Annotated in this window: 18 protein-coding genes; 1 reads left to right on the forward strand and 17 read right to left on the reverse strand. The window is 69.0% G+C overall.

The features are described from left to right. Window positions 1-85: 85 nt before the first annotated feature. The 4 genes from glmM to ABT122_RS09355 form a co-directional block, all read right to left on the reverse strand. A complete protein-coding gene (glmM, locus tag ABT122_RS09340) occupies window positions 86-1444 on the reverse strand; it encodes a phosphoglucosamine mutase (protein ID WP_351547805.1) in 1359 nt (452 codons plus the stop codon). 204 nt (window positions 1445-1648) lie between these two features. Continuing rightward, the gene (gene rpsI / locus ABT122_RS09345; protein ID WP_351547808.1) at window positions 1649-2170 is read right to left on the reverse strand and encodes a 30S ribosomal protein S9; all 522 of its coding nucleotides are present in this window, start codon (window positions 2168-2170) and stop codon (window positions 1649-1651) included. A 41-nt stretch (window positions 2171-2211) separates the two neighbouring features. Continuing rightward, on the reverse strand, window positions 2212-2655 hold the full coding sequence (rplM, locus tag ABT122_RS09350) for a 50S ribosomal protein L13 (protein ID WP_351547811.1): 444 nt from the start codon (window positions 2653-2655) through the stop codon (window positions 2212-2214). Between the two features lie 330 nt (window positions 2656-2985). Then, on the reverse strand, window positions 2986-4608 hold the full coding sequence (locus ABT122_RS09355; protein WP_351547814.1) for an ABC-F family ATP-binding cassette domain-containing protein: 1623 nt from the start codon (window positions 4606-4608) through the stop codon (window positions 2986-2988). A gap of 55 nt (window positions 4609-4663) precedes the next feature. Here ABT122_RS09355 and ABT122_RS09360 point away from each other — a divergent pair, with 55 nt between their 5' ends. Next, window positions 4664-5602, forward strand: coding sequence for a hypothetical protein (locus ABT122_RS09360; protein ID WP_351547817.1), 939 nt, complete (start codon window positions 4664-4666; stop codon window positions 5600-5602). On the opposite strand, the gene truA is transcribed toward ABT122_RS09360, so the two are convergent. The 13 genes from truA to rpsE form a co-directional block, all read right to left on the reverse strand. Beyond that, entirely contained in the window at window positions 5573-6460 is an 888-nt protein-coding gene (gene truA / locus ABT122_RS09365; RefSeq protein WP_351547820.1) for a tRNA pseudouridine(38-40) synthase TruA, read from the reverse strand. The two genes, ABT122_RS09360 and truA, sit on opposite strands and share 30 nt — an antisense overlap. 110 nt (window positions 6461-6570) lie before the next feature. After that, window positions 6571-7077 (reverse strand): 50S ribosomal protein L17, encoded by a 507-nt coding sequence (rplQ, locus tag ABT122_RS09370; RefSeq protein ID WP_351547822.1) that lies wholly within the window; start codon window positions 7075-7077, stop codon window positions 6571-6573. A 128-nt stretch (window positions 7078-7205) separates the two neighbouring features. Beyond that, window positions 7206-8228 (reverse strand): DNA-directed RNA polymerase subunit alpha, encoded by a 1023-nt coding sequence (locus tag ABT122_RS09375; RefSeq protein WP_003956430.1) that lies wholly within the window; start codon window positions 8226-8228, stop codon window positions 7206-7208. A gap of 226 nt (window positions 8229-8454) precedes the next feature. Then, window positions 8455-8859, reverse strand: coding sequence for a 30S ribosomal protein S11 (gene rpsK / locus ABT122_RS09380; protein ID WP_003956432.1), 405 nt, complete (start codon window positions 8857-8859; stop codon window positions 8455-8457). Between the two features lie 99 nt (window positions 8860-8958). Beyond that, window positions 8959-9339, reverse strand: a complete 381-nt coding sequence (gene rpsM, locus ABT122_RS09385) for a 30S ribosomal protein S13 (RefSeq protein WP_266659690.1) — start codon at window positions 9337-9339, stop codon at window positions 8959-8961. 194 nt (window positions 9340-9533) lie between these two features. Further along, on the reverse strand, window positions 9534-9647 hold the full coding sequence (gene rpmJ / locus ABT122_RS09390) for a 50S ribosomal protein L36 (RefSeq protein ID WP_003956441.1): 114 nt from the start codon (window positions 9645-9647) through the stop codon (window positions 9534-9536). Window positions 9648-9713: 66 nt separating this feature from the next. Further along, the gene (gene infA, locus ABT122_RS09395) at window positions 9714-9935 is read right to left on the reverse strand and encodes a translation initiation factor IF-1 (protein WP_003956442.1); all 222 of its coding nucleotides are present in this window, start codon (window positions 9933-9935) and stop codon (window positions 9714-9716) included. Between the two features lie 209 nt (window positions 9936-10144). After that, window positions 10145-10981 carry a type I methionyl aminopeptidase gene (map, locus tag ABT122_RS09400; protein ID WP_351547826.1) on the reverse strand — a complete coding sequence of 279 codons (837 nt, stop codon included), beginning with the start codon at window positions 10979-10981 and terminating at the stop codon, window positions 10145-10147. Between the two features lie 194 nt (window positions 10982-11175). Then, entirely contained in the window at window positions 11176-11835 is a 660-nt protein-coding gene (locus tag ABT122_RS09405) for an adenylate kinase (protein WP_351547829.1), read from the reverse strand. After that, entirely contained in the window at window positions 11835-13154 is a 1320-nt protein-coding gene (gene secY, locus ABT122_RS09410; RefSeq protein WP_351547831.1) for a preprotein translocase subunit SecY, read from the reverse strand. The genes ABT122_RS09405 and secY overlap by 1 nt, the downstream gene beginning before the upstream one ends. Before the next feature lie 257 nt (window positions 13155-13411). After that, on the reverse strand, window positions 13412-13867 hold the full coding sequence (gene rplO / locus ABT122_RS09415) for a 50S ribosomal protein L15 (protein WP_351547833.1): 456 nt from the start codon (window positions 13865-13867) through the stop codon (window positions 13412-13414). A gap of 1 nt (window position 13868) precedes the next feature. Further along, on the reverse strand, window positions 13869-14051 hold the full coding sequence (gene rpmD / locus ABT122_RS09420) for a 50S ribosomal protein L30 (protein WP_005313525.1): 183 nt from the start codon (window positions 14049-14051) through the stop codon (window positions 13869-13871). After that, a complete protein-coding gene (gene rpsE, locus ABT122_RS09425) occupies window positions 14051-14656 on the reverse strand; it encodes a 30S ribosomal protein S5 (protein WP_005313527.1) in 606 nt (201 codons plus the stop codon). Before rpsE ends, rpmD begins: the two co-directional genes overlap by 1 nt. Window positions 14657-14674 lie beyond the last annotated feature (18 nt).

Consider the following 14674-nt stretch of genomic DNA (forward strand, 5'->3'; position numbering starts at 1 on the left):
GCTTGAGGACGGACCCCGTGCCACAGGACCCCGCACCATGCGAGGCCCCCGGGGCACAGGCGCCCTCACCGCGCCCCCCGGAGGGCTACCCCAGGGCGGACTTCACCGCGTCCGCCAAGCGCCCCGCCACCGCGCGGGCCTGTTCGATGTCGGCCGCCTCCACCATCACGCGGACCAGCGGCTCCGTCCCCGACGGGCGCAGCAGCACCCGCCCCGTCGCCCCCAGCTCCCGCTCCGCCTCCGCCACCGCGTTCGCCAGCTCCGCCGACGTGTGCACCCGCGACTTGTCCACGTCCGGCACATTGATCAGCACCTGCGGCAGCCGGTCCATCACCGAGGCCAGCTCCGCCAGGGAGCGCCCGGTCGCCGCCACCCGGGCCGCCAGCAGCAGACCGGTGAGGGTGCCGTCGCCGGTGGTCGCGTGGTCCAGGATGATCACATGCCCGGACTGCTCGCCCCCGAGCGCGTACCCGTGCTGCTTCATCGACTCCAGGACGTACCGGTCCCCCACCGCCGTCTGCACCAGCTCCACCCCCTCCCGCTCCATCGCGATCTTGAACCCGAGGTTGGACATCACGGTCCCGACCACGGTGTTCCCCCGGAGCGTCCCCGCCTCGCGCATCGCCAGCGCCAGCACCGCGAGGATCTGGTCGCCGTCGACCTCCTCGCCCGCGCCGTCGACCGCGAGGCAGCGGTCCGCGTCCCCGTCGTGCGCGATGCCGAGGTCCGCGCCGTGCACCAGCACCGCCGCCTTCAGCTGGTCCAGGTGGGTCGAGCCGCAGCCGTCGTTGATGTTGAGCCCGTCCGGCTCCGCGCCGATGGTCACGACCTCGGCCCCGGCCCGGGTGAACGCCTCGGGCGAGACCCGGGAGGCCGCGCCGTGCGCCTCGTCCAGGACGACCTTCAGCCCGTCGAGCCGGTTGGGCACCACAGCGGCGAGGTGGGTCACGTACCGCTCGACACCCTCGTCGTAGTCGGTGACCCGCCCCACGCCCGCCCCGGTGGGCCGGTCCCAGGGAGCACCCGTCCGGTGCTGCTCGTACACCGTCTCGATGCGCTCCTCCAGCTCGTCGGCGAGCTTGTGCCCGCCGCGCGCGAGAAGCTTGATGCCGTTGTCCGGCATGGCGTTGTGGCTGGCGGAGAGCATCACGCCGAAGTCGGCGCCGAGCGCGCCGGTCAGATACGCCACCGCGGGCGTCGGCAGCACGCCGACGCGCAGCACATCCACCCCGGCGCTCGCCAGACCCGCCACCACGGCGGCCTCCAGGAACTCCCCCGACGCCCGTGGATCACGCCCGACCACGGCGGTCGGCCGGTGTCCCGCGAAGGTTCCCGCCTCGGCGAGCACATGCGCGGCGGCGACCGAGAGGCCGAGTGCCAGCTCCGCCGTCAGATCCGCGTTGGCGACACCGCGCACACCGTCCGTGCCGAAGAGTCGTCCCACAGCTGTCCTCCGAAATTGGTCCGTGATGCTCCGAAAAAGCAAGCCTATGAACGCTTCATGCCCGTTCTACGCCCGAGGTGGTGGAAAACGCGTGCTCCGGGCCGTGGTAAATGGGCGCGATCACCGCCCGGGCAGGGAAAGACGTACGCCCCGGCAGCACGGAGTGCTGCCGGGGCGTACGTACAGTGCAGACCGAGCAGGCGATTAACGCTTGCTGTACTGCGGAGCCTTACGGGCCTTCTTCAGACCGGCCTTCTTGCGCTCGACCGCACGGTCGTCGCGGCTCAGGAAGCCGGCCTTCTTCAGCGGCGCGCGGTTGTTGTCCACGTCCGCCTCGTTCAGCGCACGGGCCACGCCGAGGCGCAGGGCACCGGCCTGACCGGAGACACCGCCACCCGAGATACGGGCGATGACGTCGTAGCGGTCGTCGAGCTCCAGCACCTTGAAGGGCTCGTTGACTTCCTGCTGGTGCACCTTGTTGGGGAAGTAGTCCTCAAGGGTGCGGCCGTTGATCTTCCACTTGCCGGTGCCCGGAACGATCCGGACACGGGCGATGGCGTTCTTGCGGCGGCCCAGGCCGGCGGCCGGCTGCGGGTCGCCGAACCGGGAGGCCAGGGACTCGGAGGTGTACTCGCCCTCGACGGGCACCTCCGACTCGAAGGTGGTGACCTCGGCGTAGGTCTCTTCGCCCTCGACGACGGGGGCTTCAGCGGTGGTCTCGGCCACGATATTCCTCAGATTCTTTTCGTCTTAGGGGATGGCCGGAACTACTGCGCGACCTGGGTGATCTCGAACGGGACCGGCTGCTGAGCAGCGTGCGGGTGGTTCTCACCCGCGTAGACCTTCAGCTTCGAGAGCATCTGACGGCCCAGGGTGTTCTTGGGGATCATGCCCTTGATGGCCTTCTCCACGGCCTTCTCGGGGCTCTTGGCCAGCAGCTCGTCGTAGCGGACGGAGCGCAGACCGCCCGGGTAGCCGGAGTGGCGGTACGCCATCTTCTGGGTCTTCTTGTTGCCGGAGAGGTGAACCTTCTCGGCGTTGATGATGATGACGAAGTCGCCCATGTCCATGTGGGGGGCGTAGATCGGCTTGTGCTTGCCCCGGAGGAGGTTCGCTGCCGTAGTCGCCAGACGGCCCAGGACGATGTCCTGCGCGTCGATGATGTGCCACTGGCGCGTGACATCGCCGGGCTTGGGGCTGTACGTACGCACGGTCGTAGCCTTCGCTTCTTCAGTGAGTGGGTCTCCCTGGGCCCGGAGGCACGGGGAGCGGGTCCTGACAAGGCCAGCCGGACAATCACAACAGCACTGGCAGCACTTCGGGGACGCAACCCGAGCACCGCCGCTGGTCATCGGCCGGTGGACCGGCGTAAGGGCCCCTCACGTGAGATAGAGCAAGCCAATACGCATAACGAAGCAGCAGCTTACCCGCGCACCGCCGGACGGGTCAAAACGCCGGCCGCGCCCCCACTCCCCGCACCTGCGCGGACACCCCCCGGAGCCGCTCCGCGAGCCCGCGCGCCGGGGGCCCGGGAAGCCCGGTCAGCGGGCCCGCTCCACCCGCCGCTCGTCCCAGACGGGCCCCTCGGTCTCCCGCACCACCCCGTCCGAGCCGAAGACCAGATAGCGGTCGAAACTGCGCGCGAACCAGCGATCGTGGGTCACCGCCAGCACCGTCCCCTCATAGGCCTCCAGGCCCTCCTGGAGCGCCTCCGCCGACTCCAGGTCGAGGTTGTCCGTCGGCTCGTCCAGCAGCAGCGCGGTGGTGCCCTGGAGCTCCAGGAGCAGGATCTGGAAGCGCGCCTGCTGCCCGCCGGAGAGCTTGTCGAAGGGCTGGTCCCCCTGCCGCTCCAGCTCGTACCGCCGCAGCACCGACATCGCGCCGCCCCGGTCCTTGGCGTACTCGGCCCAGAGGATCTCGACCAGGGGCCGGCCCAGCAGCTCCGGATGGGCGTGCGTCTGCGCGAAATGGCCCGGCGTCACCCGGGCTCCCAGCTTCCACGCACCCGTGTGCGCCACCGTGCCCTCACCCGCGAGCAGCCGCAGGAAGTGCGACTTCCCCGAGCCGTTCGACCCCAGCACCGCGACCCGCTCGCCGTAGAAGACCTCCAGATCGAACGGTTTCATCAGACCGGTCAGCTCCAGCCGCTCACAGGTCACCGCCCGCACCCCGGTGCGCCCGCCGCGCAGCCGCATCGTGATCTCCTGCTTGCGCGGCGGCTCGGGCGGCGGCCCCGCCTCCTCGAACTTCCGCAGCCGGGTCTTCGCCGCCTGGTAGCGCGAGGCCATTTCGTCACTGCGCGCCGCGTACTGCTGCATGTCCAGGACCAGCCGCTTGAGCTGCGCCCGCTTCTCCTCCCAGCGGCGCCCCAGCTCCTCGAACCGGGCGAACCGCTCCGCGCGCGCCTCGTGGTACGTACCGAATCCGCCGCCGTGCACCCAGACGTCCGACCCCGCCGGGCTGGGCTCCACCGAGACGATCTTCTCCGCCGTGCGCGCCAGCAGCTCCCGGTCGTGGGAGACGAAGAGCACGGTCTTGCGGGTCTCCTTCAGCCGCTCCTCCAGCCAGCGCTTGCCGGGCACGTCCAGATAGTTGTCCGGCTCGTCCAGCAGCAGCACCTCCTCGGGCCCCCGCAGCAGCGCCTCCAGCGCCAGCCGCTTCTGCTCGCCGCCGCTGAGGGTCCGCAGCTCCCGCCACTGCGCCCGCTCGTACGGGACGCCCAGCGCGGCCATCGTGCACATGTCCCAGACGGTCTCCGACTCGTACCCCCGCGCCTCCGCCCAGTCGCTCAGCGCCTGCGCGTACCGCATCTGCGCGGACTCGTCGTCCACCGTCATGATCAGATGCTCGGCCTCGTCGACCGCCTTCGCCGCGTCGCGCACCCGGGGCTGGGCCAGGGACACCAGCAGATCGCGCACGGTCCGCTCGTCCCGCACCGAGCCGATGAACTGGCGCATCACCCCGAGACCGCCGCTGACCGTCACCGAGCCGCCGTGCGGCCGCAGCTCGCCCGCGATCAGCCGCAGCAGGGTCGTCTTGCCGGCCCCGTTCGCCCCGACGAGCGCGACCACCGCGCCCTCACCCACCCGGAACGAGGCGTCGCCGAGCAGCACCCGCCCGTCGGGGAGGTAGTACTCAAGATGTGCCGCTTCCAGATGTCCCATACCCCGATTCTGTCCTCCGGGCCCCCCGGCGCCCAACCGGTTTAGGATGCGCGGCATGAGCTTTGGGCAGGGGGGACCCCAGTGGGGCTCCGGCGGGCAGGACGAGAATCCGTACCACTCCCGGCAGGGCGCACCCGGGTCCTCTGGCCCCTCGGGCACGGGAGGGCCGCCGCACCAGGGGGCCGGCTCCACCCCCGACTGGGCCGCGCTCGCCGACGCCTCGGCGGCCCGCAGCCGCCGCAGGCGGATGCTGCTGCTGGGCGGCGGGGCGCTCGCGACCATCGCGATCGTCTCCCTGGTCGCCACCGCGATCGTCCGCTCCAGCGGCAGCGACGGGAAGTCGCCGCGGGCCGGCGCCAGTGAGCTGCCCGGCCCGCAGGAGCTGCCGAGCGACTCCTCCCGGCCCGAGCCGGAGTTCTCCTCCGTCGCCCCGCCCGAGGCACCCGACCCCAAGGACTTCATCTCCAGCGAGGAGAAGGACACCGCGCCGCTGACCGCGGACACCCTCTTCCCCGGCCGGAAGCTGACCATGGGCGACCGGGCGTACGCGAAGGGTCCGGCCGGCCGGGCCGGGAGCTGTGCCGCGGCCACCCAGGGCGGACTGGGCACCGTCCTGGCGCGCAACGGCTGCGACCAGGTCTTCCGCGCCACCTACACCAAGGACGGCGTCGCGGTCACGGTCGGTGTCGCGGTCTTCGGCCGGGAGGCCGAGGCGAAGAAGGCCGCCCGCCAGTCCACCGGCAACATCGCCCCGCTGAGCGGCTCCGGCGTCCCCGTCTTCTGCAAGGGCGGCCCGGCCTGCCTCTTCACGTCCAACTCCTACGGGCGGTACGCCTACTTCACGGCCACCGGGTACACCACCGGCACCTCCGTCACCACCGGCGACAAGCGGGCCTACCGCGCCAAGGAGGATCTGACGGAGTTCGTCTTCCGCCAGATCGTCCGCCGGGGGAACGCCCAGGCCTCAGCAGCAGTCGCCGAGCCCGCCGGCTGAGCCGGGGCCGCCGGCCGCGCCCGGGAGCGAGCGCCGGTTGCGGGCTTCCAGATTCCGGGCCGCCAGCAGCTCGTCGGCCGGGTAGCCGACCTCCTCCAGGGTGAGCCCGTGGGGCCGCACCACATGCACCGCCGAGTCCCGCACCCCGGCGGCCAGCACCTTCGCGGGCCAGCTCGCCGGCCGGTGCCCGTCGCCGACGAAGAGCAGCGCGCCGACCAGCGACCGCACCATGTTGTGGCAGAAGGCGTCGGCCCGCACGGTCGCGGTGACGATCCCGTCGGCGTCCCGCTCCCAGGAGAGCCGCTGGAGGGTGCGGATGGTGGTCGCGCCCTCGCGCCTCTTGCAGTACGCGGCGAAGTCGTGCTCGCCCACCAGGCCGGCCGCCGCCTCGTTCATGGCGTCCACGTCCAGCGGCCAGTCGTGCCAGAGCACATGGCCGCGCAGCAGCGGGTCGACCCCTCCGGGGTGGTCGGTCACCCGGTAGGCGTACCGCCGCCAGACGGCCGAGAACCGGGCGTTGAAGCCCGCGGGCGCCTCGGCGACCCGCCAGATCCGCACATCGCGCGCCAGCCGCCCGGAGAGCCGCTTCAGCAGCTTCTCGCGGTGCTCGTCCCACACCTCGGCCGGAAGATCGACATGGGCCACCTGCCCGCGCGCGTGCACCCCCGCGTCGGTGCGTCCGGCGACGGTCAGCTCATACGTCCGGGAGGACCGGGTCACGGTCCGCAGCGCGTCCTCGATCTCCCCCTGGACGGTGCGCCGCCCGCCGGCCTGCTTGGCCCACCCGGAGAAGTCCTTCCCGTCGTACGACAGATCCAGCCGGACCCTGACCGCACCGGGCTCCACATCATCACTCACGCCACAGATCCTCTCAGAGCCCCGGAGAGCCCCGGACCGGCCTCCCGACAAGCGGAACGGGCCCGCTCCCCGGAGGGAGCGGACCCGTTCACCGACTGCGCGAGCCAAGGTCAGGCCTTGGGCTCCTCGGCCGGCTTGGCGTCCTCGGCGGTCTCGGCGGGCGCGTCCTCGACGGGCGCGTCCTCCTTCTTGAGGGCGTCCTCCTTGACCGCGCGCTTGGCGGCGGCCTCGGCCTCGGCGACGGTGGCCTTCTTGGCGATCTCGCCCTCGACCAGCTCGATCACGGCCATGCGCGCGTTGTCACCACGGCGGTTGCCGACCTTGGTGATACGGGTGTAGCCACCCGGGCGCTCGGCGTAACGCGGGGCGATCTCGGTGAAGAGCGTGTGCACGATGCTCTTGTCCGTGATCGTCGCGAGGACCAGGCGACGGTTGTGGATGTCGCCCTTCTTCGCCTTGGTGATCAGGCGCTCGGCGACCGGACGCAGGCGGCGGGCCTTGGCCTCGGTCGTCCTGATGCGGCCGTGCTCGAACAGCTGCTTCGCGAGGTTCGCGAGGAGCAGACGCTCGTGCGCGGCGCTGCCGCCCAGACGGGCACCCTTGGCGGGCTTCGGCATGGTGTTTCTCCTTGTGTGCTGCACCGGCCGTGTCAGGTACCGGTGTCAGTTCCCCGCGGGCGGCTGCCCGTGGGAAGGCTTTCCGGGCGGGGCGCCCGGGAGATCCCGCGCACCCCGCCGGAGGTGGATCAGTACTGCTCGGTCTCCACGAAACCGGCGTCCGCGTCGTCGTCGGCGCCGAAGGCGTCGGCGGCGGCGGTCGGGTCGAATCCGGGCGGGCTGTCCTTGAGCGCCAGGCCCATGCCGGCCAGCTTCGCCTTGACCTCGTCGATCGACTTGGCGCCGAAGTTGCGGATGTCGAGCAGGTCCGCCTCGGAGCGGGCGACGAGCTCGCCCACCGAGTGGATGCCCTCACGCTTGAGGCAGTTGTAGGAGCGGACCGTCAGCTCCAGCTCCTCGATCGGCAGCGCCAGATCGGCGGCGAGGGCGGCGTCCGTGGGGGACGGGCCCATGTCGATGCCCTCGGCGTCGATGTTCAGCTCGCGGGCGAGACCGAACAGCTCGACCAGGGTCTTGCCGGCGGAGGCCATGGCGTCACGGGGACGCATCGCCTGCTTGGTCTCGACGTCGACGATCAGCTTGTCGAAGTCGGTGCGCTGCTCGACTCGGGTCGCCTCGACCTTGTAGGTGACCTTGAGGACCGGGGAGTAGATGGAGTCGACCGGGATACGGCCGATCTCCTGGCCCACCTGCTTGTTCTGGACGGCGGAGACATAGCCGCGACCGCGCTCGACGGTCAGCTCCATCTCCAGCTTGCCCTTGCCGTTCAGCGTGGCGAGCACCAGGTCGGGGTTGTGCACCTCGACACCGGCCGGGGGCGCGATGTCGGCGGCGGTGACCAGCCCGGGGCCCTGCTTGCGCAGGTACATCACGACGGGCTCGTCGTGCTCCGAGGAGACGACCAGCTGCTTGATGTTGAGAATGAGGTCGGTCACGTCCTCCTTGACACCCGGCACGGTGGTGAACTCGTGCAGGACACCGTCGATACGGATGGACGTGACGGCCGCACCCGGGATCGAGGAGAGGAGGGTGCGGCGGAGGGAGTTGCCGAGGGTGTAGCCGAAGCCCGGCTCGAGCGGCTCGATAACGAACCGGGAGCGGTACTCGTCCACGACCTCTTCGGTCAGCGAGGGGCGCTGAGCGATCAGCATGTGTATCGGTCCTTCAGTCGGGGGCGCCCGCTATTTGACGCCCGACATATGTGTGACAAGGGTACGGGCGGTACGCCCCGAAAGGGGGCCGTACCGCCCGGACACTCCAGCGAAACGCGAACGCGTCAGACGCGGCGGCGCTTCGGCGGACGGCAGCCGTGCCGCGGTATGAGGGGGGCAACCCCCACACCCCCGGCAGCGAACACCGTCCCGGCCTTGGCCTGCCTCAGACGCGGCGGCGCTTCGGCGGACGGCAGCCGTTGTGCGGCGTGGGGGTGACGTCCTGGATCGAGCCGACCTCCAGGCCCGTGGCCTGGAGCGAGCGGATCGCGGTCTCACGGCCGGAGCCGGGACCCTTGACGAAGACGTCGACCTTGCGCATGCCGTGCTCCTGCGCGCGGCGGGCGGCCGACTCGGCGGCCATCTGCGCGGCGAAGGGGGTGGACTTGCGCGAGCCCTTGAAGCCGACGTGGCCGGCGGAGGCCCAGGAGATCACGTTGCCCGAGGGGTCCGTGATCGAGACGATGGTGTTGTTGAACGTGCTCTTGATGTGCGCGTGGCCGTGAGCGACGTTCTTCTTTTCCTTGCGGCGCACCTTCTTGGCAGCGCCCTGACGACCCTTGGGGGGCATCTATATCTCCTACGGGAGGTGGTCGGTCCTACAGCGAAGACCGCTTGGCTGTGCGGGGCCCGGGGGTCGCCCCCCGGCATCCGCAGCGTCCGCTGAGGACTACTTCTTGCCCGGCTTCTTCTTGCCGGCGATGGCGCGACGCGGGCCCTTGCGGGTACGGGCGTTCGTGCTGGTGCGCTGACCGTGGACGGGCAGGCCGCGACGGTGACGGAGACCCTGGTAGCAGCCGATCTCGACCTTGCGGCGGATGTCGGCCTGCACCTCACGCCGGAGGTCACCCTCGGTGCGGAGGTTGGCGTCCACGTACTCGCGGATCTTGACCAGGTCCTCTTCGGCCAGGTCACGAACGCGGGTGTTCGGGTTCACGCCGGTCGAGGCGAGGATCTCCTTGGACCGGGTGCGCCCGATACCGAAGACGTAGGTGAGTGCGATCTCCACGCGCTTTTCGCGCGGGATGTCGACACCGGAAACGCGTGCCATTCAACGGCTCCTGTGTTTTCGGGGGTCTTCCACAGAACCTGTCCCGACCGCCGACCCCACGGAAAGTGGAGTGGTACGTCCGGGTCCCCGGCCCCCGCCGGAGGTGTCGCCGGCCCTTGCGGGCTGGGCGGGTTCTGCGTATGTACGTTTGCTCGCGTCGCGCGAAGAACTGCGGTAGTGCAGGTTGGCGTGCGTCAGCCCTGGCGCTGCTTGTGGCGCAGGTTGTCGCAGATGACCATGACCCGGCCGTGACGGCGGATCACCTTGCACTTGTCGCAGATCTTCTTGACGCTCGGCTTGACCTTCATGGGATGTCAGGTTCTCCGGGTCAGTGCCGACACCCGCCCCGGAACCCGGGAAGGGCGCGACAAGATCTACTTGTACCGGTAGACGATCCGGCCACGCGTCAGGTCGTACGGAGACAGCTCCACCACGACCCTGTCGTCCGGGAGGATACGGATGTAGTGCATCCGCATCTTGCCGGAGATGTGCGCGAGGACCTTGTGACCGTTCTGAAGCTCCACCTTGAACATCGCGTTCGGGAGGGACTCGATCACGGTGCCCTCGATCTCGATGGCACCTTGCTTCTTGGCCACGCTTCGCCCTTCGAATCGGCTACCTTGATCGACTCCCGCCGCCGTGTGCAGACACACGGGTACACGAGAGCCGACGCATCAGTCTACGTCAGGCCATCCGAAAAGACGAATCAGGGATGTCTGCCCATCCGGGGTGATCCTTACGCCATCCGGTCCGGAAAGAACCCCCGCCGGAGAAATCCCGGCGGGGGGGAGAGCCGGGGAGCGTCTCAGCCGAGGGGGTCGGGCGCCGCCGTGATCCCCAGCTCGGCGAGCTTGGCCCGGCCGCAGTCGGGCGAGGTGAGCACGAGGGGGCCCTCCTCGGTGACGGCGACGGAGTGCTCCCAGTGGGAGGACCAGGTCCCGTCCGTGGTGATCACGGTCCAGTCGTCGGAGAGCACCTCGGTCAGCGGCGTGCCCAGCGAGACCATCGGCTCGATCGCCAGACAGAAGCCGGGGACCAGCTTGGGGCCCTTGCCGCGCTTGCGGGCGACATAGTTCAGCAGATGCGGGTCCATGTGCATCTCGGTGCCGATGCCGTGGCCGCCGTAGTCCTCGACGATCCCGTACCGGCCGCCGCCGGGCTTCGGCTGGCGGCGGATGTACGTCTCGATGGCGCGGGAGACGTCCACCAGCCGGTTGCCGGGCTTCATGGCGGCGATCCCGGCCCACATGGACTCCTCGGTCACCCGGGACAGCTCGACCAGCTCCGGGGCGTGACCGGTGCCGACGAAGACGGTGAAGGCGGCGTCCCCGTGCCAGCCGTCGATGATCGCGCCGGCGTCGATGGAGAGGAGGTCGCCGTCCTTGAGGACGGTCTTGTCGTCGGGGATGCCGTGGACCACGACCTCGTTGACCGAGGTGCAGATGGTGGCGGGGAACCCGCCGTACCCCAGGAAGTTCGACTTCGCGCCGTGGTCGGCGATGACCTTGCGGGCCACCTCGTCCAGGTCGCGGGTGGTGGCGCCGGGGACGGCGGCTTCGCGGGTCGCGGCATGGATCGCGGCGACGACCAGCCCCGCCTCGCGCATCTTCGCGATCTGCTCCGGGGTCTTGATCTGCACCATGGCCTTGCCTTCTCCCTCTGTGCGGCCGGACGGCCGCCGTCTCGCGGAGGTGATCGCGCTCCGCTTCGGTTCCCCGTGTGCCGGGTCGCCTCAATTATCGGCGAAGGCCGAGGGCCCCGCCCCACGCGGACGGCCGCGGTGTCGCTCGGACACCACGGCCGTTCACGTCGTTCAGCTGATCCCGCGCGCCCTGGTCAGGCGCTCTCGGGCTTGTTCAGTGCTTCCATCGCCCGGCCGGTCACATCGGTGACCTTCCCCAGCGCCGAGATCGTCACCACGAGGCCCTGGCCCCGGTAGTAGTCGATGATCGGCTCGGTCTGGGTGTGGTAGACCTCCAGGCGCTTGCGGACGGTCTCCTCGGAGTCGTCGTCGCGCTGATACAGAGCGCCACCGCAGGTGTCGCAGACACCGTCCTGCCGCGGGGGCGAGTAGGTGACATGGAAGACATGGCTGGAGTCGTTGCGGCAGATGCGGCGGCCCGCGATCCGCTTCACGACCTCGTCCTCGGGGACCTCCAGGTCCAGCACCGCGTCGAGCGTCATGCCCTCGGACTTCAGCATCGCGTCGAGCGCCTCGGCCTGCGAGACATTGCGAGGGAAGCCGTCGAGCAGGAAGCCGTTCCCGGCGTCCGGCTGTTCCATCCGGTCCTTGGCCATGCCGATGGTGACCTCATCGGGCACCAGCTCTCCCGCGTCCATGTAGGACTTGGCCTGCCGACCGAGGTCGGTGCCTTTGCTGATATTGGCACGGAAGAGGTCGCCCGTTGAGATGTGCGGGATCGACAGGTTCTCGGCAAGGTACGCAGCCTGCGTTCCCTTGCCGGCACCGGGTGGCCCGACGAGGACGATTCGCATCAGCGGAGGAACCCTTCGTAATTGCGCTGCTGGAGCTGGCTCTCGATCTGCTTCACGGTCTCCAGACCCACACCCACGATGATGAGGATGCTCGTCCCGCCGAACGGGAAGTTCTGGTTAGCGCCTCCGAAGCCTGCCAACGCCATCGTCGGGACGAGAGCAATCAGACCCAGGTACAGCGAGCCCGGCCAAGTGATCCTGTTGAGCACGTAGCTCAGATACTCGGCAGTAGGTCGACCTGCCCGGATTCCCGGGATGAAGCCACCATACTTCTTCATGTTGTCCGCGACTTCCTCGGGGTTGAACGAGATCGCGACATAGAAGAACGCGAAGAACACGATCAGGAGGAAGTACGCGGTGATGTAGTAGGGGTGGTCGCCCTTGACGAAGTACGACTCGATGAAGGTCTTCCAGCCGGACGTACCGCTGGAGAACTGGGCGACCAGCGCCGGAATGTACAGCAGCGACGAGGCGAAGATGACGGGAATGACACCCGCCTGGTTCACCTTGAGCGGGATGTAGGTGGACGTACCGCCGTAGGACCGGCGGCCGATCATGCGCTTGGCGTACTGGACCGGGATTCGGCGCTGGGCCTGTTCCACAAAGACGACCAGGCCCACCATCACAAAGCCGATCAGGATGACGGTGCCGAACTCGATCCAGCCCTGGGCGAGCTTGCCGCTCTCCTTGATGGCCCACAGCGCGCCGGGGAAGCCGGCGGCGATCGAGATGAACATCAGGATCGACATTCCGTTGCCGATACCGCGGTCGGTGATCAGCTCACCGAGCCACATGGTGGCGGCGGTACCGGCGGTCATGGTGGTCACCATGATGATCGTTGTGAAGATTGATCGGTCCGGCACGATCTGATTGGCCACTTGGCAGCCGCTGAACAGCGCACCGCTGCGGGCCGTCGCCACCAGGCCGGTGCCCTGGAGCACGGCGAGGGCGACCGTGAGATAGCGGGTGTACTGGGTAATCTTCGCGGTGCCGGACTGGCCCTCCTTCTTGAGGGCCTCCAGCCGCGGAATGACCACGGTCAGCAGCTGCAGGATGATGCTCGCCGTGATGTACGGCATGATGCCCAGCGCGAAGATGGTGATCTGCAGCAGCGCGCCGCCACTGAACATATTCACCAGGCCGAACAGGCTGTTGTTGCTCTCTGAAGCCTGTTTGACACAGATCTGTACGTTCTGGTAATCGATGCCGGGAACCGGGATGTGTGACCCGATCCTGTACAGCACGATGATGCCGAGCGTGAAGAGCAGCTTCTTGCGCAGGTCGGGCGTCTTGAACGCCCGGGCGAACGCGGTGAGCACGGTGCCTCCTGCGACCCCCGCGCTACTGCGTCAGAGGTGACGGTCTTGAGGATCGACGAATACGAATCAGGCAATCCCATACGGCCCCTGCGGAAGCGGACCTTACGGGCACGAGGGCAGAGCCCCCGCATCTTTACAGCAACAGTGCACGCCACCTTACCGGCGACGGTGCCCCCCTAGGAACGACCAACCGGGGATGCCCCATTTGAGAGGGCATCCCCGGTCGGATGTTTCAGCCTTTAGCCACCGAACTGGTCTCAGACGAGCTCGGTGACGCTGCCGCCAGCGGCAGCGATCTTCTCCTTGGCGGAGCCGGAAACGGAGTCAACCGTCACCGTCAGCGCCACGGAGATCTCGCCCTGGCCCAGGACCTTGACGAGCTGGTTCTTGCGAACCGCACCCTTGGCGACCAGATCGGCCACCGTGACCTCTCCACCCTCGGGGTAGAGAACGGCGAGCTTCTCCAGGTTGACAACCTGGTACTCGGTGCGGAACGGGTTCTTGAAGCCCTTGAGCTTCGGGAGACGCATGTGGAGGGGCATCTGCCCGCCCTCGAAGCGCTCCGGAACCTGGTAACGGGCCTTGGTGCCCTTGGTTCCACGACCAGCGGTCTTACCCTTGGACGCCTCACCACGACCCACACGGGTCTTGGCGGTCTTGGCGCCCGGGGCAGGACGGAGGTTGTGGACCCTCAGCGGGTTGTTCTCCGCCATGTCAGTCGACCTCCTCAACCGTCACGAGGTGGCGGACGGTGTGCACCATTCCGCGGAACTCGGGGCGGTCCTCCTTGACAACCACGTCGTTGAGCCGCTTGAGGCCCAGCGAGCGCAGCGTGTCGCGGTGGTTCTGCTTGCTGCCGATGTACGACTTCGTCTGCGTGATCTTGAGGCGGGCCATTACGCACCCGCTCCCGCACGTGCCCGCAGGAGAGCCGCGGGGGCGACGTCCTCGAGGGGCAGACCACGGCGAGCCGCGATCTCCTCGGGACGCTGCAGGCCCTTGAGGGCCGCCACGGTCGCGTGCACGATGTTGATCGCGTTGTCGGAGCCGAGCGACTTCGACAGGATGTCGTGAACGCCGGCGCACTCCAGAACGGCGCGCACCGGGCCACCGGCGATAACACCGGTACCGGGGGAAGCAGGCTTCAGCAGGACGACGCCCGCGGCCTTCTCACCCTGGATGGGGTGCGGGATGGTGCCCTGGATACGGGGGACCTTGAAGAAGTGCTTCTTGGCCTCCTCAACACCCTTGGCGATGGCGGCCGGCACCTCCTTGGCCTTGCCGTAACCGACACCGACGGTGCCGTCACCATCGCCCACCACGACGAGCGCGGTGAAGCTGAAGCGACGACCACCCTTGACAACCTTGGCGACGCGGTTGATCGCGACAACGCGCTCAACGTACGCGGTCTTCTCGGCGGCAGCTGCGCCGCCGTCACGGCCCTTCCGGTCCCGCCGCTCGCCGCCACCGGCACCGCTTCCGCGGCGCTGGGGTCCAGCCATTGGATTTACCTCTCTCTG

This window comes from Streptomyces sp. NPDC001985 (assembly GCF_040296845.1).
GTDB lineage: Bacteria > Actinomycetota > Actinomycetes > Streptomycetales > Streptomycetaceae > Streptomyces.

Excerpts from the sequence above, each read along its gene's own strand:
- rplO (WP_351547833.1), bottom strand. The coding sequence starts at position 13,867 with ATGGCGGAGAACAACCCGCTGAGGGTCCACAACCTCCGTCCTGCCCCG.
- rpsE (WP_005313527.1), bottom strand. The coding sequence starts at position 14,656 with ATGGCTGGACCCCAGCGCCGCGGAAGCGGTGCCGGTGGCGGCGAGCGG.
- rplQ (WP_351547822.1), bottom strand. The coding sequence starts at position 7,077 with ATGCCGAAGCCCGCCAAGGGTGCCCGTCTGGGCGGCAGCGCCGCGCAC.
- ABT122_RS09405 (WP_351547829.1), bottom strand. The coding sequence starts at position 11,835 with ATGCGAATCGTCCTCGTCGGGCCACCCGGTGCCGGCAAGGGAACGCAG.
- map (WP_351547826.1), bottom strand. The coding sequence starts at position 10,981 with ATGGTGCAGATCAAGACCCCGGAGCAGATCGCGAAGATGCGCGAGGCG.
- ABT122_RS09360 (WP_351547817.1), top strand. The coding sequence starts at position 4,664 with ATGAGCTTTGGGCAGGGGGGACCCCAGTGGGGCTCCGGCGGGCAGGAC.
- rpsM (WP_266659690.1), bottom strand. The coding sequence starts at position 9,339 with ATGGCACGCGTTTCCGGTGTCGACATCCCGCGCGAAAAGCGCGTGGAG.
- ABT122_RS09375 (WP_003956430.1), bottom strand. The coding sequence starts at position 8,228 with ATGCTGATCGCTCAGCGCCCCTCGCTGACCGAAGAGGTCGTGGACGAG.
- rpsK (WP_003956432.1), bottom strand. The coding sequence starts at position 8,859 with ATGCCCCCCAAGGGTCGTCAGGGCGCTGCCAAGAAGGTGCGCCGCAAG.
- rpmJ (WP_003956441.1), bottom strand. The coding sequence starts at position 9,647 with ATGAAGGTCAAGCCGAGCGTCAAGAAGATCTGCGACAAGTGCAAGGTG.
- rpmD (WP_005313525.1), bottom strand. The coding sequence starts at position 14,051 with ATGGCCCGCCTCAAGATCACGCAGACGAAGTCGTACATCGGCAGCAAG.
- ABT122_RS09355 (WP_351547814.1), bottom strand. The coding sequence starts at position 4,608 with ATGGGACATCTGGAAGCGGCACATCTTGAGTACTACCTCCCCGACGGG.